29 protein-coding genes are annotated in these 25923 nt (G+C 47.8%); 21 read left to right on the top strand and 8 right to left on the bottom strand.

The window, feature by feature from the left end:
• Position 1 precedes the first annotated feature (1 nt).
• Positions 2 to 298 carry an integration host factor subunit alpha gene (locus DEU29_RS01895; protein ID WP_133538532.1) on the top strand — a complete coding sequence of 99 codons (297 nt, stop codon included), beginning with the start codon at positions 2 to 4 and terminating at the stop codon, positions 296 to 298.
• A 40-nt stretch (positions 299 to 338) separates the two neighbouring features.
• On the opposite strand, the gene DEU29_RS01890 is transcribed toward DEU29_RS01895, so the two are convergent.
• From DEU29_RS01890 to DEU29_RS01880, 3 genes are all read right to left on the bottom strand, one after another.
• Positions 339 to 1034 (bottom strand): ChrR family anti-sigma-E factor, encoded by a 696-nt coding sequence (locus DEU29_RS01890; protein WP_133538531.1) that lies wholly within the window; start codon positions 1032 to 1034, stop codon positions 339 to 341.
• Positions 1027 to 1608 (bottom strand): sigma-70 family RNA polymerase sigma factor, encoded by a 582-nt coding sequence (locus tag DEU29_RS01885; protein ID WP_243734421.1) that lies wholly within the window; start codon positions 1606 to 1608, stop codon positions 1027 to 1029. The genes DEU29_RS01890 and DEU29_RS01885 overlap by 8 nt, the downstream gene beginning before the upstream one ends.
• A gap of 128 nt (positions 1609 to 1736) precedes the next feature.
• Positions 1737 to 2315 carry an LON peptidase substrate-binding domain-containing protein gene (locus DEU29_RS01880; protein WP_133538529.1) on the bottom strand — a complete coding sequence of 193 codons (579 nt, stop codon included), beginning with the start codon at positions 2313 to 2315 and terminating at the stop codon, positions 1737 to 1739.
• A gap of 154 nt (positions 2316 to 2469) precedes the next feature.
• On the opposite strand from DEU29_RS01880, the gene DEU29_RS01875 reads away from it, so the two are divergent.
• From DEU29_RS01875 to DEU29_RS01825, 11 genes are all read left to right on the top strand, one after another.
• Entirely contained in the window at positions 2470 to 3414 is a 945-nt protein-coding gene (locus DEU29_RS01875) for a YbgA family protein (RefSeq protein ID WP_133538528.1), read from the top strand.
• Positions 3415 to 3424: 10 nt separating this feature from the next.
• Positions 3425 to 4843, top strand: a complete 1419-nt coding sequence (phrB, locus tag DEU29_RS01870) for a deoxyribodipyrimidine photo-lyase (RefSeq protein WP_133538527.1) — start codon at positions 3425 to 3427, stop codon at positions 4841 to 4843.
• Positions 4836 to 5273 carry a nuclear transport factor 2 family protein gene (locus DEU29_RS01865; protein WP_133538526.1) on the top strand — a complete coding sequence of 146 codons (438 nt, stop codon included), beginning with the start codon at positions 4836 to 4838 and terminating at the stop codon, positions 5271 to 5273. The genes phrB and DEU29_RS01865 overlap by 8 nt, the downstream gene beginning before the upstream one ends.
• Positions 5270 to 5998: an SDR family NAD(P)-dependent oxidoreductase gene (locus DEU29_RS01860; RefSeq protein WP_133538525.1), complete on the top strand. Its 729-nt coding sequence runs from the start codon at positions 5270 to 5272 to the stop codon at positions 5996 to 5998. The genes DEU29_RS01865 and DEU29_RS01860 overlap by 4 nt, the downstream gene beginning before the upstream one ends.
• 17 nt (positions 5999 to 6015) lie before the next feature.
• Positions 6016 to 7308, top strand: a complete 1293-nt coding sequence (locus DEU29_RS01855; protein ID WP_133538524.1) for an NAD(P)/FAD-dependent oxidoreductase — start codon at positions 6016 to 6018, stop codon at positions 7306 to 7308.
• Complete coding sequence (locus tag DEU29_RS01850; protein WP_133538577.1) at positions 7301 to 8014, top strand: DUF1365 domain-containing protein; 714 nt, start codon at positions 7301 to 7303, stop codon at positions 8012 to 8014. Before DEU29_RS01855 ends, DEU29_RS01850 begins: the two co-directional genes overlap by 8 nt.
• Before the next feature lie 59 nt (positions 8015 to 8073).
• The gene (locus DEU29_RS01845) at positions 8074 to 9312 is read left to right on the top strand and encodes an SAM-dependent methyltransferase (protein WP_133538523.1); all 1239 of its coding nucleotides are present in this window, start codon (positions 8074 to 8076) and stop codon (positions 9310 to 9312) included.
• Positions 9305 to 9814 carry a DUF2878 domain-containing protein gene (locus DEU29_RS01840; RefSeq protein WP_133538522.1) on the top strand — a complete coding sequence of 170 codons (510 nt, stop codon included), beginning with the start codon at positions 9305 to 9307 and terminating at the stop codon, positions 9812 to 9814. The genes DEU29_RS01845 and DEU29_RS01840 overlap by 8 nt, the downstream gene beginning before the upstream one ends.
• Positions 9811 to 10350 carry a chalcone isomerase family protein gene (locus tag DEU29_RS01835; RefSeq protein WP_133538521.1) on the top strand — a complete coding sequence of 180 codons (540 nt, stop codon included), beginning with the start codon at positions 9811 to 9813 and terminating at the stop codon, positions 10348 to 10350. Before DEU29_RS01840 ends, DEU29_RS01835 begins: the two co-directional genes overlap by 4 nt.
• Positions 10347 to 10883 carry a DUF3833 domain-containing protein gene (locus DEU29_RS01830; RefSeq protein ID WP_133538520.1) on the top strand — a complete coding sequence of 179 codons (537 nt, stop codon included), beginning with the start codon at positions 10347 to 10349 and terminating at the stop codon, positions 10881 to 10883. Before DEU29_RS01835 ends, DEU29_RS01830 begins: the two co-directional genes overlap by 4 nt.
• A gap of 87 nt (positions 10884 to 10970) precedes the next feature.
• On the top strand, positions 10971 to 11222 hold the full coding sequence (locus DEU29_RS01825) for a DUF3912 family protein (protein WP_133538519.1): 252 nt from the start codon (positions 10971 to 10973) through the stop codon (positions 11220 to 11222).
• Between the two features lie 29 nt (positions 11223 to 11251).
• Here DEU29_RS01825 and DEU29_RS01820 read toward each other — a convergent pair whose 3' ends face one another.
• Positions 11252 to 11641 (bottom strand): hypothetical protein, encoded by a 390-nt coding sequence (locus DEU29_RS01820; RefSeq protein ID WP_133538518.1) that lies wholly within the window; start codon positions 11639 to 11641, stop codon positions 11252 to 11254.
• A 159-nt stretch (positions 11642 to 11800) separates the two neighbouring features.
• Between DEU29_RS01820 and DEU29_RS01815 the strand changes: the two genes are divergently transcribed.
• Genes DEU29_RS01815 through DEU29_RS01800 form a run of 4 tightly spaced genes read left to right on the top strand, consistent with a single transcriptional unit; the run spans position 11801 to position 15088 of the window.
• Entirely contained in the window at positions 11801 to 12559 is a 759-nt protein-coding gene (locus DEU29_RS01815) for a Nif3-like dinuclear metal center hexameric protein (RefSeq protein ID WP_133538517.1), read from the top strand.
• Complete coding sequence (locus tag DEU29_RS01810) at positions 12556 to 13356, top strand: methyltransferase domain-containing protein (protein WP_243734419.1); 801 nt, start codon at positions 12556 to 12558, stop codon at positions 13354 to 13356. The genes DEU29_RS01815 and DEU29_RS01810 overlap by 4 nt, the downstream gene beginning before the upstream one ends.
• Entirely contained in the window at positions 13353 to 14207 is an 855-nt protein-coding gene (locus DEU29_RS01805; RefSeq protein ID WP_133538516.1) for a diacylglycerol/lipid kinase family protein, read from the top strand. The genes DEU29_RS01810 and DEU29_RS01805 overlap by 4 nt, the downstream gene beginning before the upstream one ends.
• A complete protein-coding gene (locus DEU29_RS01800; protein WP_133538515.1) occupies positions 14204 to 15088 on the top strand; it encodes an NAD(P)-dependent oxidoreductase in 885 nt (294 codons plus the stop codon). The genes DEU29_RS01805 and DEU29_RS01800 overlap by 4 nt, the downstream gene beginning before the upstream one ends.
• Positions 15089 to 15236: 148 nt before the next feature.
• On the opposite strand, the gene DEU29_RS01795 is transcribed toward DEU29_RS01800, so the two are convergent.
• On the bottom strand, positions 15237 to 16589 hold the full coding sequence (locus DEU29_RS01795; RefSeq protein WP_133538514.1) for a DUF1329 domain-containing protein: 1353 nt from the start codon (positions 16587 to 16589) through the stop codon (positions 15237 to 15239).
• Positions 16590 to 16751: 162 nt separating this feature from the next.
• On the opposite strand from DEU29_RS01795, the gene DEU29_RS01790 reads away from it, so the two are divergent.
• Together DEU29_RS01790 and DEU29_RS01785 are read left to right on the top strand one after the other, a co-directional pair.
• Positions 16752 to 17936: a WD40/YVTN/BNR-like repeat-containing protein gene (locus DEU29_RS01790; RefSeq protein WP_133538513.1), complete on the top strand. Its 1185-nt coding sequence runs from the start codon at positions 16752 to 16754 to the stop codon at positions 17934 to 17936.
• A gap of 1 nt (position 17937) precedes the next feature.
• On the top strand, positions 17938 to 20271 hold the full coding sequence (locus DEU29_RS01785) for an efflux RND transporter permease subunit (RefSeq protein ID WP_133538512.1): 2334 nt from the start codon (positions 17938 to 17940) through the stop codon (positions 20269 to 20271).
• Between the two features lie 42 nt (positions 20272 to 20313).
• Here DEU29_RS01785 and DEU29_RS01780 read toward each other — a convergent pair whose 3' ends face one another.
• Both DEU29_RS01780 and sbcB read right to left on the bottom strand, forming a co-directional pair.
• On the bottom strand, positions 20314 to 21930 hold the full coding sequence (locus tag DEU29_RS01780) for a GMC family oxidoreductase (protein WP_133538511.1): 1617 nt from the start codon (positions 21928 to 21930) through the stop codon (positions 20314 to 20316).
• Positions 21931 to 21973: 43 nt separating this feature from the next.
• On the bottom strand, positions 21974 to 23437 hold the full coding sequence (gene sbcB / locus DEU29_RS01775) for an exodeoxyribonuclease I (protein WP_243734416.1): 1464 nt from the start codon (positions 23435 to 23437) through the stop codon (positions 21974 to 21976).
• Between the two features lie 236 nt (positions 23438 to 23673).
• Between sbcB and DEU29_RS01770 the strand changes: the two genes are divergently transcribed.
• Together DEU29_RS01770 and DEU29_RS01765 are read left to right on the top strand one after the other, a co-directional pair.
• Entirely contained in the window at positions 23674 to 24003 is a 330-nt protein-coding gene (locus DEU29_RS01770; protein ID WP_133538510.1) for a type II toxin-antitoxin system PrlF family antitoxin, read from the top strand.
• A 20-nt stretch (positions 24004 to 24023) separates the two neighbouring features.
• A complete protein-coding gene (locus DEU29_RS01765) occupies positions 24024 to 24479 on the top strand; it encodes a type II toxin-antitoxin system YhaV family toxin (protein ID WP_133538574.1) in 456 nt (151 codons plus the stop codon).
• 66 nt (positions 24480 to 24545) lie between these two features.
• Here the strand turns inward: DEU29_RS01765 and DEU29_RS01760 are convergent, their stop codons facing one another.
• On the bottom strand, positions 24546 to 24785 hold the full coding sequence (locus DEU29_RS01760) for a hypothetical protein (RefSeq protein WP_133538509.1): 240 nt from the start codon (positions 24783 to 24785) through the stop codon (positions 24546 to 24548).
• Positions 24786 to 24873: 88 nt separating this feature from the next.
• On the opposite strand from DEU29_RS01760, the gene DEU29_RS01755 reads away from it, so the two are divergent.
• Entirely contained in the window at positions 24874 to 25923 is a 1050-nt protein-coding gene (locus DEU29_RS01755; RefSeq protein ID WP_133538508.1) for an isoaspartyl peptidase/L-asparaginase family protein, read from the top strand.

Below are 25923 nucleotides of genomic sequence, written 5' to 3'. Positions count from 1 at the left end.
CATGGCGCTGACTAAAGCAGAATTGGCGGAAATGCTCTTTGAAAAGCACGGCATCAATAAGCAGGATGCAAAAACGCTGGTAGAGGACTTTTTCGAGGAGATACGTTCTGTTTTAGAAGCCGGTGACCAGGTTAAGTTGTCAGGTTTTGGCAACTTCGAGTTACGTACCAAAAGTCAACGACCCGGCCGCAATCCAAAAACGGGGGAAGATATTCCCATTAAGGCGCGGCGGGTGGTTACGTTTAAACCCGGCCAAAAATTTAAAAGCCGTGTAGAAAATGCAAAACCCGAGGATTAACCTCGGGTTTTTTGTTTCTTTGTCTTCTAAAGTGTTGTCGTCACGCCGACGCCCTAAAGAATAAACTACTAAATGGATTCAACAAACGACTGATACCCGACGTAAAGTAAAGTGGGGCATCCAGGGTAGCCAATGTCAGACAATCCTGCGCCGATGTTTGCGGCGTGTGAGTACGATCCGCATCTAACAAGATAAAGTCGCCGTTATAGTAAACGTCTTTCTCGTCATTAAATACGCCATCAACCACTAGCGTTGCTTCCTGTCCCTTGTGCGTATGCTCAGGTACCTGTGTACCGGGCTCCATATAGATAAGGTTAGTGTGGCCACGGTCACCGACATCAATGGGCGCACGCCATAGCTTACCAACCAAATTAGTCCAGTCGCCGATACGAGCACGATTGTGTGCCAACGTACGGGGTAACACAAAACGACGGCCTTCAAGGCAAATTAGCTCGTCTGGCTGAACTGCAGGCTTAGCCTCCGACGAAAAGATCTTTTCCAGCATCTTATCGGTATCGGTTTTGCTCAGGCCACTATAGCCATGACTCGGTGTGTTTAAGGTCTGCACAACAGTGTCAAGATGCTTAGAGCACAAGTCGTGTTCTATCTCACAAACGGTTTGCTGACAAACCGAGCACATATCAACATGGGTGCCAACCACTAATGTCATAGCCGCACTCAAGTCACCTGACGCGTACTGATACAGGATAGCTTCGCTAGGATGGGATTTAATCATGTTCTACAATCAGCTCTTTTAACTTTTTCAATGCCAGTCGGGTACGAGACTTCACAGTACCTAACGGAATGCCTAACGAATCCGATACTTCTTGCTGTGACTTGCCTTCGATGTAAATTTTTTCAACCACCACCCGTTGTGGGTCAGGTAATTGAGCGTAATAATGAGCGATTTCTTGCATTAGTACATCGTTATCTAAGGCATAACCGTCATCTAAATTATCATTCTGTTCAGCAAGGATAGGCCAAAGTTCGTCGGCACTGATATCGTCCTTGCGCTTTTTATTCTTACGTAACAAATCGAAACGAATGTTGCGCGCGATCGTGAATATCCAAGTGGACGGAGAACCACGGTCTGGTTTAAACAAATGTGCTTTGTGCCAGACATTAGTCATCGTTTCTTGTACCAAATCCATCGCGGTTTGCTCGTTGCCAAACTGACGTGTGCCATAGGCCTGCAGCTTGGGAGCAAAATGGCTAAACAACTCACTAAATGCAGCTCTGCTACGAGTCTCTGCTACTTTAGCAAGAAGCTCAGCTGCCTTCTCGGCAGTGTCTTGTTGGGTTGTATTCATAACGCCCCGTTGCGAAGTTCTCTCTGACGTCACTTGCATAATTAGACCTGCATATTTTTGTTGCGTGTTGTCTTAGTATGAACGTAATCCTGTAGTCACTGGATCACCAACGTCAGAAAAAATGGTAACTACGAGACTAATTGTAGCAGATATTCAGAAACCTCAAGAGGATTATCTGCCTTTATAAGTTGTTGCTTGGCGTGTACATCCAGCGGCAATATCTCAAGCCAGCGTTGGCAAAGCCAACTAAGCTCGTCAAAACGTTCGTCCTGATATAGGTTAGCCAGTTCCGGATAGACCTGAAAGATCTCTTCCAGCCGCTCTTTTAGAACAATTTTGTCTGAAGAAAGCGCTTTATTTGGCCAGGCAGGCAGGCGCTCAACGTGACCCAGGTTTAAACCATCACTTTCGACGTGGTGGTCGTGTATATGAACTCGGTCTTTACCTTCAACGGTTATGCCCAGAAAGCCATCGTCCAGCATTTCAAAATCAATGATTTGGACAGCCGTCCCGAACGGCAAAATGTAATTTTCCGTTTCTTTACTTTGGTTTGGGTCAAACATACAAATGACGAAGTCGGATTGCTCCGACATACAGCGTTTCACCAGACGGGTATAACGTGGCTCGAAAATGCGCAAGCGTAAACGACCTTCCGGCAGCACATGAGCTGTCAAAGGAAATAGCGGTAGTTCTTCGTACTGCGTCATATTACCTAACTGCCATTGTTTTGATTGAGTTGTAAAGTGTTACGCAATGCACAATTAGTTGGATCTGAATAATTTGTTAATCGGCAAACTTTTCTTCACTGTAATACGTTATAAAGGACAGGTTTATTGGAGCAGTAAATACTGGACGTAACTGATGAATACAAAAAAATTAACCGTGGGTATTAGCGCCTGTTTATTAGGCGATGAAGTGCGTTTTGATGGCGGCCATAAACGTTCGGCCTTTTGCGATGACGAATTGTCGCGTCATGTCGAGTTTGTACGTTTTTGCCCTGAAGTTGGGATCGGCTTACCGATTCCACGGCCAACCATCCGTCTGGAAAAGCACGATAACGACGTCCATGCGGTAATTCCGAAAACGGGTGCCAACGTTACCCAGAAGTTAAGCGATTTTGCGGATAAAATTCAACTCAAAGCACAACAGTTGAGCGGTTACGTATTGTGCGCAAAGTCACCGAGTTGCGGCATGGAGCGGGTAAAACTCTATGACCCGGATACAGGACATGCCCAAAAAGAGGCGATGGGTATTTTTGCTGCGCGTTTGCGCGAGCTTAATCCGGCATTGCCGCTGGAAGAAGACGGCCGGCTAAACGACCCGCACTTGCGTGAAAACTTTATCCTGCGCGTTTGGGTTTATGGTCATTGGCAAGCGTTGCCAAAGCCGATAACCAAAAAAGCACTACTGGATTTTCATACCCGCTGTAAGCTGCTGCTTTTAGCGCATGATCAGCCGGCTTATCGCGAGCTTGGTAAACGTTTGGGTGAGGCTGAAAAAATAGACGAAGCCTTCGCTCAACAGTACATTATTGACGTAATGCAGGCACTGTCGGAGCCTGCTTCTAAGCGCAACCATACTAATACGTTGCAGCATATTCAGGGCTATTTTAAAGGCCAGCTTAGCGCACAACAAAAACAGGAATTGTCAGAGATGATATTGCAGTATCACGATGGCATCTTGCCGATTATGGCGCCGCTGACGTTAATCCGCCATTATTTGCGCGAGTTTCCCAACGACTATCTAGCCCAGCAGTGGTATATCCAGCCATACCCTGAAGATTTAAAGCTACGTTACGGACTGTAAAGGAGTCATTATGGCAGCATTGGTATGGTTTCGTAATGACTTGCGAATTCAGGATAATCCGGCGTTAGCGCAAGCCTGTGCGGAGCACGACAAAGTTTACGCACTATATCTATTCCCCAAAACAACCTTTGTCGATACGCATTTTTGGTCACCCCGGAAAACCGATTTGCTATGGCGTCACCTGCAGCAATTACAGCAAGATTTAGCGGCAAGCGGGGTATTACTAAAAGTTAAGTGTCATGATACATTTTCTCAATCAGGCTCTATTATTTCTGATTTCTGCGCTGAAAATGGAGTTAACGAAGTCTATTTTAACGCCGAATACCCGGTCCATGAGGCGCGTCGTGATAAGGCTGTTGAAGTTGCTTTAAAACATCACAATGTCACGACAATAATAAAGCACGGATTATTATTGGTTCCGCCGGGTCAGGTGAAAACCCAGCAGGGCGATTACTACAAAGTGTTTACGCCGTTTAATAAAGCCTGGCGCAAGGTATTAGCAGAGCATACCGATTGGCAACTGACTCAACCAACAGCAAAGCAAACAACGGTTAGCGATACGCCACAAATCCCGGACTGTCCTGCACCTTGCACCGACACCAGTAGCGATTGGCCGGTGGGCGAGCAGAGCGTGCTGAGTAAGTTTGGTCAGTTTGTCGGTCATAGCCTCGCTGACTACCACGAGCAACGTGACAAACCCGCAATCGAGGGCACGTCAAAACTGTCGGCTTACCTTGAGCTTGGCGTGGTTTCGCCTAAAACGCTGGCACGCAATCTACAGTCGCTTTCGCCGTCTTTTCCTCACGGCTTAGAAAAGGGAGCAGATACCTGGCTAACTGAACTCGCGTGGCGCGAATTTTACCAACACCTGATGTTTTTTGAACCGCGCCTGAGCCGTGGAGAAAATTATCAGAAGCAAACCCAGGGCGTGCCCTGGCGTGATGCTGAAGATGATTTTAAACGCTGGTGTGAGGGACGTACGGGTTATCCGATTGTCGACGCGGGTATGCGGCAGCTTAATCAGACCGGCTGGATGCATAATCGATTGCGCATGATTACGGCAAACTTTTTGGTTAAAGATCTGCTTATCGATTGGCGCAAAGGCGAACAGTATTTTATGCAAAACCTGATCGATGGCAGCTTTCCAGCGAATAACGGTGGCTGGCAGTGGAGTGCATCGGTAGGTACTGATGCGGTGCCTTATTTTCGGGTGTTTAATCCCATTCGGCAAAGCGAGAAGTTTGATCCCGACGGTAGCTACATCCGTAAATGGATAGACGAGTTAAAAGATGTCCCGACCAAACACATTTATTGGCCGCATTCTTGGTTAAAGCAGCGCAATCAACAGGATTATGCCGCACCTATCGTGGACCATAGTGCTGCTCGGGAACGGTTTTTAACAACTTTTAAGCAGGTGAAAAATGGATAACCAAGAACTAGTCGATAAATTGAAGTCGTTTTATGACGAGTTTAAAACAGACAATCTGGACCAGCTGGATGACATGTATCACGATAACGCCAGCTTAACCGATCCCATCCATCAGGTGGTGGGTCTGGACGATCTCAAAAAGTATTTCGAACACACCATGGAAAACGTGGAATACTGTCATTTTGCCTTTGACGATGAGTGTGTCGGAGAAGACAAAGCTTTTTTGCTGTGGCAGATGCGTTTTGCGCATCCCAAACTGGGAAATGGCATGGAGATCGTGCTGCCGGGCGTCTCATATTTAACGTTTGAGGACGGAAAAATTCGCGAACAACAGGATCATTACGACTTAGGGGCAATGTTGTATGAACACGTGCCTTTAGTAGGCTACGTGATCGACAAAATCAAAAACCGATTAGTGGCGGACTCATGAAGATATTAATAACAGGGGCCACCTCCGGGATCGGTTACCAACTGGCGCAAGATTATGCCAAACAAGGGCATACGGTGATTGCTTGTGGACGCAATCAAGAGGCATTGGATGAGTTAGCCGATATTGATCGGGATAGTATCAAAACGCTGCGCTTCGACATTACTGATATCGAAAACACAAAACAGGCACTTGCCGATATCGAACGTGTCGACTTAGCCATTTTGAGTGCCGGTATGTGTGAATACCTTGACGTAAAACAGTTTGATGCAGGTATGTTTGAGCGTGTATTTCGTGTAAACGTGTTTGGCACCATGAATACTGTGGAAGCATTGTTGCCGATCATGCCTGAGGGCAGTAAGTTGGTCATTGTCGGTAGCCTGGCACGGCTATTGCCGTTTACCAAAGCACAGGCATATGGTGGTTCGAAAGCCGCTATTCAATATATTACCCGCACCTTAGAAGTCGATTTAAAAGAAGCCTATGGCATTGACGTACTTGGCGTGTCGCCGGGTTTTGTAAAAACACCCATGACTGACGCCAATGATTTTGAAATGCCAATGCGGGTGAGTGTCGAATTTGCCTCCAAGGCTATTCGCAAGGGTATTGAAAAAGGCAAACGGGATATTGGTTTTCCCGCGTTATTTAGTGGCATGTTACGGGTTATGTCGTTGTTGCCGCAAGGAATGCAAATCGCCTTATCACGGCGTATGGCAAAGAACTCTTAGCAAGGAAAATTGAGCGAATGAAAATTGCAGTTGTTGGTAGTGGTATCGCGGGCCTGACCGCGGCGTATTATTTGAGTAAAAAGCACGACGTTACGGTTTTTGACAAGAACGATTACATCGGCGGTCACACTGCCACCGTCGATATTAAGGTTGGCAACCAGACAGTGCCCGTTGATACTGGCTTTATCGTATTTAACGATAAAACCTATCCGCGCTTTAAACGCCTGTTGCGTGAATTGCAGGTTAACTGGCGTGACACAGAGATGAGCTTTAGTGTTACTGACCCACGTTCGGGTCTTGAATACAACGGCCATACTCTTAACACCTTGTTTGCGCAGCGCAGCAATCTGCTGAAGCCGCGCTTTTACAAATTGTTGAGCGGTATCGTTAAGTTTAATAATGCCGCTAAAGCCGCGTTAGAGAACGGCGAAGACGTTGATCAGAAAACACTGGGTGAATTTTTAGGCGAGCTTAAGGTGTCAGACGAAGTTGCGCGTCTGTATTTGTTACCCATGATTTCAGCAATCTGGTCGTCCAGTATCGAGGATGCAGAGCAGTTTCCGTTAGGTTTCTTCTTACGTTTTTTCCAAAACCACGGCTTGTTGAATATCGCCGACCGTCCTCAATGGCATACCATTAACGGGGGCTCTAAGTCTTATATTCCGGCGCTAACTAAACCTTATGCCGAACGTGTGCATCTTTCTACCGACATTAGCCAAATCTGTCGTCAACAAGAACAGGTGCAGATTAAATTTAGTGATGGTAAAAGCGAATATTTTGACGAAGTCGTGATTGCTGCGCACAGTGATCAGGCACTGCGGCTATTGGGTGATGCCAGTGATGATGAGCAGGAGATACTCGGCGCTATCGATTATCAGCCCAATGACGTTGTGCTGCACACTGACACCCGACTACTACCGAAAAAACGGCTGGCCTGGGCAAGTTGGAATTACTTGCTGCGCACGGAGGGTGACGCGGCGAGCAAACCCAGTTCAGTTACTTACAACATGAATATTCTGCAGGGTTTGCGTACCGAGCAGACATTGTGCGTTACGCTTAATAATACTGCAGCGATTGATCCGGCAAAGGTTATTCGCCGGTTTAGTTACGATCATCCGCAATATTCGATTCCGTCGCTACGTGCACGTGAACAAAGAGATAAGATTTGTGGTCAAAGACATACGCATTATTGTGGTGCGTACTGGTATAACGGTTTTCACGAGGATGGTGTTCGCAGTGCCATCGACGTGGTTAATCGTATTGACCCCAGTTTAGCGATCAATAACGAGTACGAAGATGGCGTTGAGTAGCGGTATCTACTGGGGCGATGTGTTTCATCAGCGCTATCGCCCCACGCAACACACCTTTAACTACCGCTTTATGCAGTGGTTTATTGCACTGGATGAGCTAGAGCAAGCTCACAGCGAGTCGCGTTGGTTTTCGACTCAAGGTTTCGCACCGCTGTGGTTTAGGCGCAAAGACTACCTGAAAGACGAAACCGGCGATTTACAGCAGGCGGCATTAAGTAAAATGTCTAAGCTTGCCGGGCAGACGTTGCAGGGGCGAGTGTTCTTTATGGGCAACATTCGCACATTCGGGCTGTTTTTCAGTCCGGTTAACTTTTATTTTCTGCAACAAGATGGTGAGTACACCATGATGTTAGCTGAAGTCAGTAACACGCCCTGGTTAGAACGCCATTATTATCTGGTGGATCTCGCCAAACCAGACGCAACCACGCAAAAAGCATTTCACGTTTCACCTTTTAACCCGCTTGATATGACCTACCGCTGGAAGATCAATCCGCCGCAAGACGATTGTTTTATACAACTAGCGGCAGAAACCGAGCAAAAAGACTTTGTCGCCGGTATGAAATTATCGCGTTCGCCGTTAAACCGAGAACAGATTAAGCGCGTAATTAAAACAACACCGGTGATGGCAGCAAAAATTATCGGCGGTATTTACTGGCAGGCACTTAAGCTGTTTGTAAAACGCACACCATTTTATGGCCATCCCTAAACACTTTATTTAAAACGATACGTGTTTTAACACGAGCTGTTATACAAGAGGAAAAAACCATGGCAAATGGTGAGAGTGCGCTAACGGCACCTTTTGAATTTAAAGGCATGGACAAGTTATTTCGCAGCCTGGCGATGAAAATACTGAGCCATCTGCAGTACGGTACGCTGGTTTTAACAGAACAAGGGCGCATGGTTGCCCAGTTTGGTCAAAAACATAGCGACCTGCGTGCAGAGATCGACGTTAAAAAGCCGGGCTTTTATCGTGGACTGTTAGTGGGCGGCAGTATTGGCGCTGCTGAACTTTACATTGATAAAACCTGGGATACCAACGACCTAACCGCGGTCATTCAGATCTTTGCCCGCAATTTACCGGCTTTAGACAAGCTTGAGTCACGTATTGCCTGGCTAACCTTTCCAATTAATAAGATTAATCATTGGGCCAATCGCAATCACAAGCAACAAGCAAAAAAGAATATTTCCGCGCACTACGACTTGGGTAACGAACTGTATAAACGGTTTTTAGATCCGCACATGCAGTATTCGAGCGCGTTGTTTTTGTCAGAAGACGACAGCTTGCAGCAAGCGCAGGAGCAAAAACTTGATCGTTTGTGTCGTGAATTGGATCTGCAGCCCACCGATAGCCTGTTAGAAATTGGCACCGGGTGGGGGGGCTTGGCTATTTATGCCGCAAAACACTATGGCTGCCACGTGACCACCACGACCATTTCTGAAGAGCAATATCAGTATGCTCAGCAACGGGTAAAAGCCGAAGGGCTGGAAAACCGTATTACTCTGTTGAAAGAGGATTATCGGGACTTAACCGGTCAGTATGACAAGCTGGTATCAGTCGAAATGATAGAGGCTGTGGGCAAACAATATTTACCGACGTTTTTTAAGACCTGTAACGACAGGTTGAAACCGGGTGGCATCATGGCATTACAGGCTATAACCATCGCCGATCAGCGCTATAACAGTTATTCACGCTCGGTTGATTTTATTCAAAAACATATATTCCCTGGTGGCTTTTTGCCGTCGATACAGCTGATGTCGCAGCTCTATAAGACGCAAACACAGATGGTTGTTCGTAACGTTCAGGATATGGGGAAGAGTTACGCCGAAACCCTCAAGCGTTGGCAAATAGCCTTTAACAGCAAGCGAGCTGAGTTGGAGCCCCTGGGCTATGACGAACGTTTCTCGCGTTTGTGGAACTACTACTTTAGTTATTGCCAGGGCGGATTTTTAGAAGAGTCCGTTTCGGTTGTTCAGTTAACAGCAAGTAAAGGGCGTTATGAGTGATTCATTGAAGCACAAGATTGCCGCATTCGTCATTTTTAACGTGTTGTGGATGTCCGCGGTTGCAGGACGAGCGGATTACATTTGGCTGACCGCTGCTTTGGTTGTTGTGCAAATTGTTTACAGCTTATTTGTCGCCAAAATCCGGTTACGGCTTATTTTACAACTGCTGGCGGTGGGACTTTTACTCGAAGCTATAGCGACGGGGCTGGGCACCATAGACTTTACTGGCGGTTTGTTCCCGCTATGGCTGGCGTTCTTATGGGTCGGCTTTGCTGCAATGGCACCGCTGTCGTTAGACTGGCTTGCCGAAAAACCGGCAATAGCGGCGTTGGCGGGAGCTATATCCGGCCCTTTCAGTTACTGGGTTGGCGTCAGTTTTGGTGCCGGCACCAGTGATTCGGTTATTCAGCTGATAGTGACCTATGCCATTGTCTGGGCGTTGTTTATGTTGTTTTTTTGTCGTGCGCTGAAAGCCGGTGACAACGAGAGGTTAGTGTTATGAATCGATTGATTAAATCAAGTCTTGCAATAGCGTTGGCTCTGGCGTTTACACCGTCGCTGGCGTTTGCCAGTGATTGCGATAGTGCGGTGCCCAAAGATCAAAATAGAGTAGGCGAAACTCGACTGAGCGTGCTGTTTTGGGATGTTTACGATGCCCGCTTGTTTACGAACAGTGGCGACTTTGACTGGCAGCAAAGAAAACAGCAGCGCAAAACATTGGTGTTAGATTATCTACGCGACATCAAGGTCGCGGACTTGGTTGATAAGACAGCCGAAGAATGGCAACGCCTCGGATTTGCTCACCAAGATCAGCAACAGTGGTTAGATACGCTTAACCAAATTTGGCCCAATATAAAAGAAGGGGATTGTCTGGCATTGGTTGAAAACGAAGACGGCCATGCAGACTTTTACCAGGGCGATAAGTTGCTGGGAACGATCGAGAATTCCACCTTTACCGAACAGTTTTTAGCGATTTGGTTATCGCCCGAGTCGCGCTATGAAGACGAGCGTGATGAGCTAACAGGAGCATCCTCATGAGTCAGTTATTCAAACGTTTTGCTGTTATTTTTGTAACCACGCTTGGGCTTACAGCTTGCTCTACCAGCATCGATGATTACCAGGGGCGGGAACCCAAGTTGCAACTGGAAGAATTTTTTAGTGGTGAACTGGTTGCCTATGGTACGGTACAAGACTATTCGGATGATGTTATTCAACGCTTTCGGGTCGAGATGGTCGGCACCTGGGATGGCAACGAAGGTACGTTGGACGAGCAATTCTATTACGCTGACGGCAGCACTCAGGAACGGATATGGAAACTAACCAAAACCGGTCCCAATACCTACGAAGGGCGAGCTAGCGACGTTGAAGGCGTAGCGGTTGGCACAACAGCGGGTAATGCACTTAACTGGCAATATGTGCTTAACGTGACCATGGACGACGGTAGCACGATGGCATTGAGCCTGGATGACTGGATGTACTTGATCGACGAAGACAACATGATCAACCGCACCAAAATGTACAAATTCGGTATTCCAGTGGGTGAAATAACGCTCTACATCGGAAAACGCTAGGCCGACAAACGTTAAGATCCGCTGTTCACTGCCGATAACCTGAGTATAATGGCGCAGCAGTCTGTACCCAGAGGAATAGCAGAGAACATGAGCGGACCTACATTTTCTTATAACAACCCCAGAATTAACGGGCAAACCGTGTTTGTAAAACGCGGAGAACATGCGGGAAAGCTGGGTATTGTAAAAGAAGAGCTTAATGACGGGCGCTACCTTGTGAGCCAGGCAGACTTTGGTACTGAGAAAGTGTACCTAAAGCGTAATCAATTTCTGGTGTATCGCTACCGCAAAATTAAGGTCCCTATTGACAAGGTCGCCGGGAAAAATCCCGACGTCCTTTAGGTTGTGCTCACGGCACGATCCTTTATTTATTAGGCTGAGCCCCTCGGCAGGCGACACTCGGTTGCATCTTGCTCGAGTTTTTGACGCCACAATTCTTTTGCCGTTAAGCCACCATTAGCTGATGACTTTTTAGCTGCCGACTTTTTCGCCGGGGCTTTTTTTGCGGCTGGTTTCTTAGCCGTTGAGGCTTTAGACGCAGGCTTCTTGCTCTCGGTTTTCTTCGCAGGTGCCTTTTTCTCTGCAGTCTTTCCGCCGGCTAAGGTTTTGGCTTCTTCCGCTAACTGCGCCAGGCGCACATTTTTGCCACCATCGACACTATACCAACCGTTACTTGCCTCGATAGTCGGCTTTTTACCATGGGCCTTCTTGTACGCTTCTTCGTACTCGGCAAGTACTTTATCTTTGTCCAGTTTGCTCATTCAACGATTCCTATTCGGTCTCAAATTAAATAACATTTTCGTGCAAAAATTACGCTACACCACTGTTTATACCGTTTTTTCGGATTATTGTCTAATTTCGGGTAGAATTTATCGGATGACCGTATTAACTCGATACAACAACTAGCGGGAGTTCGCCTTATGGCAGTAAATCGTGATGAATTAGTGGCCTATTTAAATCAGCAGTTGAACACTGATAAAATCCGCGACTTTTGTCCTAATGGCCTTCAGGTCGAGGGCAGTGACCGGATTGAGCGTATTGTTTGCGGCGTTACTGCAAGTCAGGCACTTATTGAACATGCTGTTAGCTCAAACGCGGACGCACTGTTGGTTCATCATGGCTACTTTTGGAAGAATGAGCCCCAGGCTATTGTTGGTATGAAACAACGGCGCATTAAACGTTTACTGCAGCACGAGATTAACTTGTTAGCCTATCACTTGCCTTTAGATGTTCATCCGGATTGGGGCAATAACACGCAGCTTGCTAAACTCATGGATTGGCAGATTGAAGGACCCGCTGATGCGTATGATCCTGCTTGTGCGCTGGTTATTGGTCGTTGTGCTCCGCAATCAAGCGATGCAATGGCTGAGGCGTTAGCGCAACGATTACAACGGCCATTGACCTGTTATGTGCCGGTGGACCGTCAGATTACGCGGTTAGCATGGTGCACTGGGGGTGGGCAGGGCTTTATTGATCAAGCTGCGGCATTGGGTGTTGATGCGTTTATTACCGGCGAGGTATCAGAACAGACAGTTCATAGTGCCCGAGAGCAGGGTATCGCCTTTTATGCTGCCGGACATCACGCTACCGAGCGATACGGCGCAAAGGCTTTGGGCGAGTACTTGCAACAGCAGTTTGATTTAGATGTCGAATTCATTGACGTGGATAACCCCGCGTGAGTCAGGCCAAAAATAAAAAGCACGGCCAGCCGAAAGCGCAGCGTGGTGACTTTACCGGGATCAGTAAAAAATTCGCCCGCAATATTTATGACAGTACCAAAGGCCGACTGCGCATGGCGGTGCTTAAGCGAGACCTGCTACCTTTAATTGACGGGCCTAAACGTACTGTTTTGGATGTTGGAGCAGGGCTGGGGCAGGTAAACGAATGGTTTTTGGCGCAAGGGCATCACCTCATTCACACCGATATATCGCTGGAAATGGTGCAAGAGGCTCAGCAACGGCACGAGCAACTCAGTTTAGGGCGTTTTGCGCAATACATTGCTGCACCGCTTAACGAGTTACCGAGTCAATTACCCGGACAACAGTTCAGCTTGATTTTATGCCATGCCATGCTTGAGTGGGTAGAGGATGGACAAAAGGCAATCCGGCAATTATCAGAGCTGCTGAAGCCCGGCGGGGTGCTGTCGTTGATGTTTTATAATCGTAATGCACAACTGATGGCAAATGCGGTATATGGTAACTTTGATTACATTGCTCGCGGCTTAAAAGTAAAGAAAACCGTGCGTTTGAGCCCGCAAACGCCGCATGATCCTGAGCAAGTTTTAAGCTGGTTAAAGCAGGCCGGCCTGAACGTAACACAACAAACCGGTGTGCGCTGTTTTCATGATTATTTACGCGATATCGAAGATCAGCAGCGTTTTGACGAACTACTGGAGCTGGAACTTAAATACAATCAGCAATCGCCGTTTAAAGAATTAGGTCGTTACCAACACTGGCTGATCGAGAAGTCCGTATGACGATCTTGTTAATCGAACATGGCGGCAGTCGACGCGCTCGTCATTGGCAGCCCCGCTATCAAAATTGGTTGCAGCAGCAAGGGCATGATGTGCTAACGCTTAAGACGCAGGCAGATGAAACCATTGATATATTAAATCTGCACCGTTTGCTGGAACGCGCTAACGAGGTGATTTTGCTGGCCGGAGACGGCACGGCTCACTGGTTAGTTAACCAATTAACCGAGGAGCAGGCTCAGCGTTTATTGATTTCTGTCATCCCGTGTGGCACCGGTAACGACTTTGCCCGCGATATTGGTCTTTATAGAGCCGATTGGAGAATGCAGCCAGACGAGTTACTAAGTCAACGACAACTGGACATAGCCGAAATTAACGGTATACGTTTTTTGAATGCAGCGAGTGATGGCTTGCCGGTAGATTTAATACGACAACACTCGGCGGGTGTGAAGCGCTGGCTGGGCAAATTTAGTTACCTCACAGGCGTGCTTGGCTGGTGGTTGAGATACCGCTATACAGGTCAGTCTGCGCCGGTGTTACGCTCGGTGCTAGTCGGCCGTTACCTTGGCGGCGGAATACAGTTGGCACCCACAGCCAAACGGCGGGATGGTCAATTAACGCAGGTTGTTGTTGCGGCTGCGTCAAAGCGAAAATTACTCGGTGTGTTATGGTCGGTATTACGTGGCAAACATATGCGCCACCCCTTGGTTAAAGTAACCCGCGATAACGAATTTACGTTTACTGCATCGGCTTTGGAAATTGATGGCGAGCTTTACCCGTTGCCGAATGCCGGCAAAGCCACCACTCTCAAGAGCTTTATAAAAGTCAGAGTACCTAGTAAGGAGATACAACCATGAAGTGTACGTTTATCGGACTTGGCGTGATGGGTTACCCCATGGCGCGGCATTTACAACATGCCGGTTTTGACGTTTGTGTGTATAACCGCACAGCCAGCAAAGCTGAACAATGGGTTAGCGAATACCAGGGACGAATGGGTACAACACCAGCAGATGCTGCAAAAGACAGCGATTTTGTGATGGTTTGCGTGGGCAACGATGATGACGTGCGCAGCGTATTTTATGGCGATGATGGCTTGTTAGCACAACTAAAGCCGGGCGCTATTGTTATCGATCACACTACCGCCTCGGCAGAGTTGGCCAAAGAGCTGGATCAAGCTGTTCGTGAGAAAGAAGGTACGTTTTTGGATGCGCCTGTTTCCGGCGGCCAGGCGGGTGCGGAAAATGGTGTTATGACGACCATGGTCGGCGGCGAGCAGGAAACCTTTGATAAAGCGCAACAGGTATTGGAGTGTTATGCCAAGACTCGGGTATTGATGGGCCCGGCCGGCAGCGGTCAACTCGCTAAAATGGTTAATCAAATATGTATTGCTAATGCGGTTCAGGGGGTAGCAGAGGGCTTGCATCTGGCTCGTAAAGTGGGTCTGGACCCGGATAAATTAGTTGAAGCAGTGAGTGCCGGCTCAGCCGGTTCCTGGCAGTTGGTCAATCGCTACCGCACCATGTGGGATCAAGAGTACGAACATGGCTTTGCGGTCGACTGGATGCGCAAAGACTTGGGTATTGCGTTAAAAGAAGCCCAGCGCCGAGGTGCAGCTTTACCAGTAACGGCGTTGCTCGATCAGTTTTATGGCGAAGTGCAGGCCATGGGCGGAAGCCGTTGGGATACCTCAAGCCTGATGGCACGCCTGGACAAGCTAGCGGGTGACTGGAAGGATTAACACCTTACACCGCGCGAAGCGCCAAAGCCGGCCGCAGGCCCCAAACCGCGCGAAGCGCCCAAACCAAGGGTTTAGGGCTTCGCCGGGATAGAAAAAAGGCCTCTTTCGAGGCCTTTTTTGGTTTGGTGTGGCTAAAGCCAAATTCTGATTAACGAATACCCGCACGACGCAAGGCGTTAGTCGAGAAATCGCTACGTTCTGGTTCGATATCCCAGTCCATGTAGTCACTTTCTTCGTTACCTAAACCAAGCGAAATATAACGGCCTGAATCAAGGTCATAGAGCGCTTCAGCCGCCATCCACGGCACATTCACGTTATAGAACTGTGTATTCAGTGCTTCACCAACACGCCACAGTTCACCGCGGCCATCGTAATGGTCAACCAATGATGCTGTCCAAGTATCTTCATCTAAGTACAAAGTACGTTTAGAGTAGATATGGCGCTCACCGTCTTTAAGTGTACCTTCGACAACCCAAACACGGTGTTTCTCGTAGCGGATTAGGTCCTGGTTCATGTGACCAGCTTGAATAATATCTTCGTAATCAAGCTCAGGATCCATGATCTGGAAGTTGTTGTAAGGAATATAAACTTCTTCTTTACCTTTCAGCTCCCAGTTGTACTTATCCGGCGCACCGTTGTACATATCCAGGTTATCTGAGGTACGTAAACCATCAGCAGCTGTACCCGGACCATCATAAGCAACGTTCGGTGCACGACGGACACGACGCTGACCGGCGTTGTAGATCCAGGCGCGGCGGCCTTCTTTTACCTGGTTAATGGTTTCGTGAACCAGCAATACTGTTCCGGTTAAACGCGCAGGCGCTTCAACTTCTTGCAAGAAGTAAAACAGCACGTTGTCGTCTTCGGCTTCGCGACCGGTTGCCAAATATTCCGGGAATACCAACGTCTCTTTCAGTTCGACCGGTACATAATCGCCATTAGAAAGCACAGGGAATTGCGCAACGTTACGCGCTACCGCGCCACCGCGGTAGCGCGTAATATGGTTCCATACCGCCTCTACACCATTTTCAGGGATCGGAAACGGAACCGTGGTAGTTGAATAATTTTGAATACCGTTACCACCAGCTACCAACTCCGCATTTTCAGCATTTTCCTGAATCTGCGGCCACAAGGTATCAGGGTAGGTCGCTGAACGACGTGTCTGGTACACATTCATTTTGTAACTTGGATACTTCTCGAACATCGCAATCTGACCAGGAGTCAGGTTTTCTTTGTACTGATCGAGGTTGTCATGAGTGATTGTAAAAAGGATTTCATCAGAGGCAAACGGATTGGTACCGCGCACTTCCTCAACACTTTCGTCGGTGTAACCACCGTTCCATGCTGGGATTGAGCCATCCGCGTTACCCGCCTTTTCTGCGCCGATTGGCGTTAAGTCTTGGCCTAAGCGAGCCGCTTGTTCCGGACTGACTTTTGCGGCAACGCTAGCGGAGATGACCGAGAGGGCAAAAACACCAGCTTTGAGCATCAGTTTGTTCATTATAATTTTCCTTGTTGTTCTACTTTCGTACATCACTTTGCCAGAGGTTCGACCTGTCAGGCAATAGTTTAATTAAAAAAAGCAGGAAAATGGACAAAAAAGGTTTTCAAATATTCTTAACCTTATACAATCCTATGACATTTTAGGTAAGCAGGAGGTTCCATGCGTTTGTCCCCAACCCATGTCGGGTTGTTGCTTGCAGGTACGCTAAGCATGAATGCAATCGCACAGGAAGGCAGTACGGACTCTGGGTCTGCCGCCGAGTATGAAGTGATTGAAGCACCGGCACTAACATCAAATAAAATTAAAGAATCGATTTTAATCGAAGTCGCGCGCGCAGGCGAAAGTTTGGTCGCTGTAGGCGCACATGGCAACATTATCGTATCTGACTCACAAGATATTAACACATGGCAACAGGCGTCTGTTCCGACCAGTGTATTGTTAACCAGTGTCGACTTTAGTGATGCGCAACACGGTTGGGCAACGGGTCACCATGGTGTCATTATTAAATCGACTGACGGCGGCGACAGCTGGCAACGTGTGCTGGATGGCTTCAAACTATTGGAGCTTGAGGCAGATTTTTATCAGCAGCAAATCACCAAACTCGAAGCGGCAATTGAGCAAGCCGATGATGCTGAAGTGGGTGATTTAGAGTGGGATCTCGATACGGCTAAGTTTCAATTAGAAAACGTGCAACAGGCGCAGCAGGAAAGTGGCCCCAGCAAACCCTTTTTGGATATCGTTGCGTTGAGCAATGACATTGCGATTGCGATTGGCGCTTATGGCACCTTGGTCAAAACCACGGACGGTGGCGCTAACTGGGACTTGTTGAACGATAAATTGGATAACCCCAACGGCTTTCATTTAAACGCGATCAGCCAGAACGGCGTACAGCTTTTTATCGCGGGGGAAGCGGGTACGGCATACAGTAGTGACGATAACGGCGAAACCTGGCAGGCAGTTCCTCCTCCGTACCCGGGATCATTCTTTGGCGCGCATTTTGATAACCAGGGTCGTTTATGGACCTATGGGTTGCGGGGCAATATTTTTTACAGTGATGATTTAGGCGCGTCCTACACTCAAGTTGAAAGTGAAGCCAATGCCAATTTATCAGCTGGCTATACTGACGCTGAAGGGAATCAGTGGTTAGTGGGTAACTCAGGTACGTTGGTAAAAATCGATGCTGAGCTAACCGCGAAAGAGTATTCCCACCCCAGTAACGCCGTCATCACTGACATTATTCAGGTTGGCGATGAAAAAGTCTTAACCGGGCGTAGCGGGCTTTTGTATTGGCCAGCACGCATCAGTAAAGAAGAGGCTGTGTTAACAGCTCAGGGAGCGCAGTAACGTGGATAAACAAGTTTTTGAAAAAAAGCCCTCGCTGCTGGAAAACTTACTTTTTAATTTTCGCTGGTTGTGGTTAGTCATCTTTGCGCTACTCACTGCGTTTTTAGGTTATAACGCGTCGCAGGTTCGCCCTGATGCCTCGTTTACTAAAATGATCCCGACCGAACATCCGTTTATTCAAAATTACTTTGAATACCAACGTGATTTATCCAGCTTGGGTAATGTCGTGCGCATCGCGGTAGAAAATACCGAGGGTGACATTTTTGATGCGGAGTTCCAGGAAACCGTAAAGAATATTACTGACGAGGTGTTTTTCATCCCGGGTGTGAACCGCTCGGGATTGCGCAGTTTGTGGACGCCAAACGTCCGCTGGATGGAAGTCACCGAAGAGGGTTTTGTGGGTGGTCCGGTTATTCCGGATGGCTACGATGGCTCGGAGCAATCGGTTGAGCAATTGCGCGAGAACGTGTTGCGCTCGGGCGAAGTCGGCAACCTAGTCGCCAATAACTTTGAATCGACCATCATTTATGTGCCGCTTGATGAGGTTAATCCGGACACCGGCGAAAAGCTTGATTACGCCGATTTCTCGCAAAAACTCGAAGAGTTGGTGCGTGATAAGTACCAATCCGACTCAGTTAAACTACACATTACCGGGTTTGCAAAGTTAATCGGCGATCTTATCGAGGGAGCCTATCAGGTGGGCCTCTTCTTTTTGTTGGCTATCGCCATTACGCTGGTGATGTTGTACATCTACAGTCGTTGTTGGCGTAGCACCTTTGCTGTGCTGGCATGTTCGATTATCGCCGTGGTGTGGCAGCTTGGCATCATTGATTTAATTGGCAGTGGCATTAATCCGTATTCGATGCTGGTGCCGTTTTTGGTGTTTGCCATTGGCGTATCTCATGGTGTGCAGATTATCAATGCCATTGGCTATAACCGGACCCACGGTTACGACAAAATGCAGTCGTCGCGGTTGGCTTTCCGTGGCCTTTATATTGCAGGCCTAACCGCACTGGTATCTGATGCCATTGGTTTTACCACGCTGATGGTTATCGATATCGAAGTCATCAAAGAGTTAGCCATTGCAGCGAGTATTGGCGTGGCCGTGGTGGTATTAACGAATCTCGGGTTATTGCCGATTTTGATGTCGTTTTTTGGTATCTCTAAAAACGGTGTCGACTATCAACAAAAAGCGCAACAGCAAAAGCATCCGATCGTGCACTTTTTCGAACAGTTTGCTAAGCCCAAGTGGGCTTACAGTGCATTGGTCGTTGCGCTTGCTATGCTGAGCTGGGGTTTGTACCAAGGCCAGCAATTACAAATCGGCGACCTTGATAAAGGGGCTCCGGAATTGCGTCCTGATAGTCGCTACAATCAGGATAATGCCTTTATTGTTGATAACTACAGCTCCAGCACGGATATTTTTGTGGTGATGGCAGCAACCGAGCCACAGCAATGTATTGCCTATCAAAACTTGGAGTTGATGGAACGCTTTAGCTGGCATATGGAAAACACCGCCGGTGTGCAGGACGTTAAGTCGATAGTTTATGTGTCGAAAATGGGCATGTTTGCGATTAACGAAGGTAACTTAAAATGGTCCAGTTTAAATCGTAACCAGTTTGTTACTAACGCTTCGTTAAGTCGAATTCCTGACGGACTCATTAATAATGACTGTTCTATGGCGCCAATCATCATCTACCTGGATGATCACAAGGCCGAGACACTGAAAAACGTCGTCGCTTCGGTGGAGGAGTTTAACGGCCAGTATCAGCAAGAAGGTTTGGATCTGTTGATGGCGGCCGGTAACTCCGGTATCGAAGCGGCAACCAACTCGGTAATCGAAGGCGCGCAAACCAAAATGCTACTGTGGGTTTATGGCGTCGTTATAGCGCTGTGCCTGATCACCTTCCGCAGCTTGCGCACAGTCGCCTGTATCGTGTTACCGTTGATGTTAACGACTATCATGAGTCAGGGTCTGATGGCGGTACTGGGTATTGGCATCAAGGTGGCAACCTTACCGGTTATCGCACTCGGTGTTGGTATCGGTGTTGATTACGGGATTTATATCTACAGTAAAGTGAAAGAAGGCCTGGAGCAGGGTATGGATCTGCAACAGACCTATCACTATGCATTAGAAAATACCGGCAAAGCGGTCGCGTTTACCGGCCTGACATTGGCCATTGGTGTGGCAACCTGGATCTTCTCACCAATTAAGTTCCAGGCGGACATGGGCATATTGCTCACCTTCATGTTCTTGTGGAATATGTTGGGTGCATTAATCCTTATTCCGGCATTGTCACGGCTACTGCGAGTGGGGAAAGTGCATAAATCGTAAGTTGTTACGAAGCAACTTTTGTCGCGCCTAAGGCGCGACCTACTAGGCGCCGGCTTTAATCAGGTCGGCGCCTTTTTCTGCAATAGCAATAGTCGGTGCATTGGTATTGCCGCTAATCACTGTTGGCATAATTGACGCATCAACCACCCTTAATTTTTTAACACCGCGCACCCGTAACTGTGGGTCAACAACGGACTGCTCGTCTGCACCCATCCGACAGGTACTGGTCGGGTGATAGATTAATCCACATTGATGACGAATTTGTGCCAAAAGTTCGTTGTCATCATCCACCGGGCGAGGGAACAATACCCCACCATTGTGCGCTGCCAGGCTCGGTTGCTGAATAATAGCCAGGGCTTTGCGGATACCATTAATCAGATCGGTTTGATCAGCTTTATCAGTTAAAAAGCCATAGTTAATCAGTGGTGCTTTTAGTGGGTTATCGGGATTTAACGTCACCTCACCGCGTGAGCGAGGCCGTAACAAGCAGGCATGACAGGTAAAGCCATGCTTAAGCGTAGGCCACCAATCATAGCCACTGTTGTTAAACATAACGGGTAACAAATGCAATTGAATATCCGGCTCGCTAACTGCATCCGAAGAGCGAATAAAGGCACCTACTTCTGCCAGCGAACGCGCCAACTGACCGTCTTTTTTAAGCAAATATCGAATAAATGCCGGTGCCATTTTCAACAGCCCAAAGGGCGTTAACGTCATGCCGTCGCGGCGAGCGTTCTTAACATGAATAGAGATATCAACGTGTTCCTGCAGGTTTTTACCAACGTTCGGGCTGTCAACCATCACTTCGATATTATGCGGCGCCAGTTCGGCGGCAGGGCCGATGCCGGAGCGCAATAATAGTTGTGGAGAGTTAAACGCACCGGATGCAAGAATGACCTCTTTACTGGCGCTGGCCACATAGCGATGGCCGGCACGTCGGTAACAAACACCATTGGCGGTATGGTCAGAGAACAATACACGCTCGGTAAGACATTCGTTTAAGATAACCAGGTTGCGGCGGTCTTTAATGGGCTTTAAATAAGCGTCGTAAGCGCCACAGCGTTTACCGTTAGCGATGGTAAATTGGTAGGCTCCGTAGCCTTCAAGTTGCTCGCCGTTAAAGTCAGGGTTGAACGGTAGTCCGTAATCCGCGCAGGCGGCTAAAAATTGTTTCGATACCTTGTACCATGGGGGGACGTCAGAAACCTTTAGCGGCCCGGAATCGTTGTGATAGGCATCTGAGCCGCGCTGATTGCCTTCAGCTTTTTTAAAATAGGGCAATAAATCTTTGTAGGACCAACCATCACATCCGTTAGCAGCCCAACCATCGTAATCAGATGCCAGTCCGCGGGTGTAGATCATGGCATTAATACCACTACTACCACCGAGCATTTTGCCGCGCGGGGTGTACAAACCCTGGCTATTACGCAGTGCCGGCGTGGGTTGACTACGATAGAGCCAGTTAAATTTACGCGAATGCATAAAGCGCGCAAACCCTGACGGCATAGACGAGAAGAAGCCTCCTGAACCCGGACCTGCCTCTAATAATAAAACTCGATGTTTGCCGTTTTCGGAAAGACGATTAGCCAGCACACAGCCGGCGGAGCCAGCGCCAACGATAATATAATCGTAGTGGTGCTGGCGATAATGGGTGGTCATAGTTGTTATGTTGTTTTTTTAACCATAACAATTTTGTATCACATCACAGCGAGGCCGCATAGTCATAAAGCGACTTTAACAGGCGCAAATTGTGGGTGTTTTCGTTTTGCTGACCGGCCAGTTCCTCTAAGCGCTGCATAAAGGCCTCGGCAGATAAAAAGCCCTCCGGTGGCGCCAACATACGTTGTTGGCAAAACTGACGCCAACGCTCAAGTTCTTTGTCGGTTAAGGTCGCCGGAAAATTGCGGGCGCGATAGCGAAATAACAATTCCGGCAAACGCTTGTCGGCGGTATTTAACTGCATCCCGGCTAATTGATGTGGATTGGCCTCGCGGATCATGGCCATGTTATTGCGATCCTGATCACTAAAGAATCCCTGGTAGATCTGCAGGTCAACATCGTCTTTAGCCGCGAACTCCCGTTCCTGTTCGTAAACGGTAGTGAGTTTATCCCGCACACTAGCTTGTTGGTTTAGCCATTGTACACGTTGATTAACTTGCTCGACGTTTAGCTGGGCAGCATCGGCAGCTTCCGCAGAAATAGTATTGATGGGGGCGAGAAACGGGCAGCGGCTTAAGTTGATTAACTGCAGCCCTAACTGCGGCAGGCCTTTAGCCGCTAACTCATGCTTACTGGTGTAGGTGTATTCAATAATTTGTTCGACCGTTAACTCGTTAAGCACGCTGGGGTCACAGCGTAAATCCCAAACAATGACCGCGTTATTCTGCCGCGGATGAAAAGCAATGGGTAACACGGCACTTAAATAGCGGTTATCACTTCCATAAAAGCCACTAACGTGGGCCAGAGGCTGCGGTTGCTGCCAATTAAATAAATCCAGCAATGCCGCTTTGCGACGGATTTTATAGGCCCACTGCCACAGTTTAGGTTGTTTTTCACGAATCAGTTGAGCCAGTCCAATCGTTGCATAAACATCGGACATTGCGTCGTGCGCCTGGCCATGATCAATATTGTTGGCCTTTGATAAATGCTCAAGCCGCAAACTCACGCGTCCCTCAGCGTTGTCGGGCCAGGTGATGCCCTCGGGGCGCAGTGCGTAACAAGCGCGGGTTACGTCGATTAAATCCCAGCGTGAATTATTGTTTTGCCAGGCATAGGCATAAGGGTCATAAAAGTTACGATAAAACAAGGTGCGGGTGACTTCATCGTCAAAACGAACATTGTTATACCCGATCACCGTTGTATTAGGTTGCGAAAATTGTTCATTAATCGCACGACTAAAATCTGCTTCGTTAACACCCTGATTTAGCGCCAGTTGCGGCGTTATACCAGTGACTAAAACCGCTTCCGGGTTGGGCAGAAAGTCCGGTGTTGGCTGGGCATACAGTTTAAGTGCGCGGCCAACGGGTTTTAACTCCGCATCGGTACGGATACCGGCAAACTGCGCCGGGCGATCCACATGCGGATTCGCACCCCAGGTCTCGTAGTCATGGAAGTAAAAGGTTGGCTGATTATCGTTTTTGATTTTAGTGTCTGAATGTGGCTGCATGTCTTATACCGCGCGGCTTAAATCCAATTATTTACTGGTGTCATGTTTCACCGATTGATGTTTCTTACTTTGTTGCTAACTAAAGCACTTTACGAACGATATCATTTTAGCTTCGATTTACGCATTTTATTTTATGTAACTTGAGTATTTTCTTACTCACCAGAAAAGGCAATGCATTTGCATTACCTCTTTATTCATACTAAAATCAATTAAACAAGTAAAAGTTAGAGGTTGTTATGGCACAAGTTGCTTTAGAAACTGAATCAACACTTACAGACCGTTTTCAAACTACCGTGCCAAGTTCTGTTCGCCAGGCGTTGCACTTGGGCAAGAAAGACAAAATTAAATACGCTATACAGGCTGATGGTAGCGTTGTTATCTCGCGTGCAGAAACGCCGAAAAATGACCCTGTACTTGGCGAGTTTTTATCATTCATAGCACGTGATATGCAGGTTCACCCGGAAAGACTAGAGCCGTTATCAGCAAGTATGCGAGATAGTGTTAATGCGTTGGTTGAAGGTGTTGAAATTGATTTAGATGCCCCGTTATTGGATGAGGACGAGTAGGCTTGCAAAAAACGATACCAATGATCGTAAACGGTTGGACACTTTACACTCATCCATTGTTTAAAGAGCAATATCTAAGTCTGAAAACACAAGTTGAGGCTATACGCAAAAAAGATCCAAAGGGCTACCTTAAAAAAAATGCTACAAAACGATTAGCCGCAATTCAAAAACTAATCTTTGAATTAATACCGCATGATCCCACTAGCGCTGAATTTCGCCAAGGGAGTACATTAGGTGATGATAACAAGCATTGGTTTCGGGCAAAATTTTTCCAGCAGTATCGCTTATTTTTCCGTTACCACTTAGATGCAAAAATCATCGTTTATGCTTGGGTAAATGATGAAAAGAACAAACGTGCATACGGTAGTAAAAAAGATGCTTATAAAGTATTCGAAAAGATGTTAAGCACTGGTCATCCTCCCGGAGAATGGGAGGATCTTCTACAAGCAGCGAAAGACGAAACATTCTCTGTATAAGCGATTTACACGAAGTCTGTTACTGTCTCCACCATTCAATTGTGTGGTGGTTAATCCTTTAGTTTGTTAAACGCGTTCATAGTCCTGAATAATCAGGTCATAGGCTTTTTCGAGTTTTTGCATGTAAGTTAGATCGTCTTCGTGACGGAAGGCGAGTTCTGCATGAGGTAAGATACGCTCACCGACGCGTTTCGCGATCGTGTCTTCTAATTGCCGTTGGTCGCCTGCGGCGGCATCGGTTGGTACTTCGACGGTAATTGTTCCGTTTGAACCAATGTGTTCATAATTAACACGATAAGTTGGCATAAACCCTCCATCAGTCGCATTGCCAAATCCACTTTTATCCTCTGTAATAAGGTTAGCTCAAAAATAACAAAACACAGGGGACTGCAATATGAAAATCAAAACAACAAAATCTAAGCTTCTGTTATCGGTACTGGCAACGGCCATGCTGGGATCAACGACAGTGTTAGCTGATGACCACAAGCCTAACGATATCGCCATAGCGATCCATGGCGGTGCGGGCACCATTACCCGTGCTAACTTAACCGCAGAGCAAGAGCAGGCCTATAAAGACAAATTACAGGAGGCGTTGCAGGCAGGATATGCAGTGCTTGATGACGGCGGTGACAGCACCAGCGCTGTCATAGCTGCGATTCAGATTATGGAAGCGTCGCCACTGTTTAACTCTGGTGTTGGCGCGGTATACACCTGGGATGGCGAGCACGAACTCGATGCCTCGTTGATGGAAGGCAAGACAGGTAACGCCGGCGCAGTTGCCGGGGTAAAAACGGTTAAAAGCCCGATCGCGTTGACCCGGGAAGTGATGGAAAAATCGGTGCACGTGATGCTGAGCGGCGAGGGAGCCGAAACCTTCGCACAAAAGCAGGGCCTGGAGCTGGTCGACAACAGTTATTTTAATACCGATCATCGTTATCAGCAGCTGCTGCGCGCGAAAGAAAAAATAAAAGCGAGTGAGCAACCCGAGCAGCAAGCCTGGGAGTACCTGGATTTAGACTACAAATACGGCACCGTGGGTGCAGTAGCGGTGGATAAAGAGGGTAATATTAGTGCGGGTACCTCAACAGGCGGCATGACGGCTAAACGTTATGGTAGAATTGGCGACTCGCCGATTATTGGCGCTGGCACCTGGGCTGACAATGATAGTTGCGCGGTTTCGGCAACCGGGCATGGCGAATATTTTATTCGTTATCATGTTGCTGCTGATATTTGTTCACGGGTTAAGTACCAGAACAAAAGCGTTGCCGAAGCGGGCGATGAAGTCATTCACGGTGTGTTGCAGGAAGCTGGCGGTACCGGTGGCGTGATTATTATCGATGCAGACGGTAACATCGCCATGCCGTTTAATACCGAGGGCATGTATCGCGGATATATGAAGGCCGATGGTAAGGCACATATTGCCATTTACCGCGAGGACGACTAA

Origin of the sequence: Idiomarina aquatica (assembly GCF_004362895.1) — a bacterium.
Lineage (GTDB): Bacteria > Pseudomonadota > Gammaproteobacteria > Enterobacterales > Alteromonadaceae > Idiomarina.
This window is presented reverse-complemented; position numbering and strand designations above follow the sequence as displayed.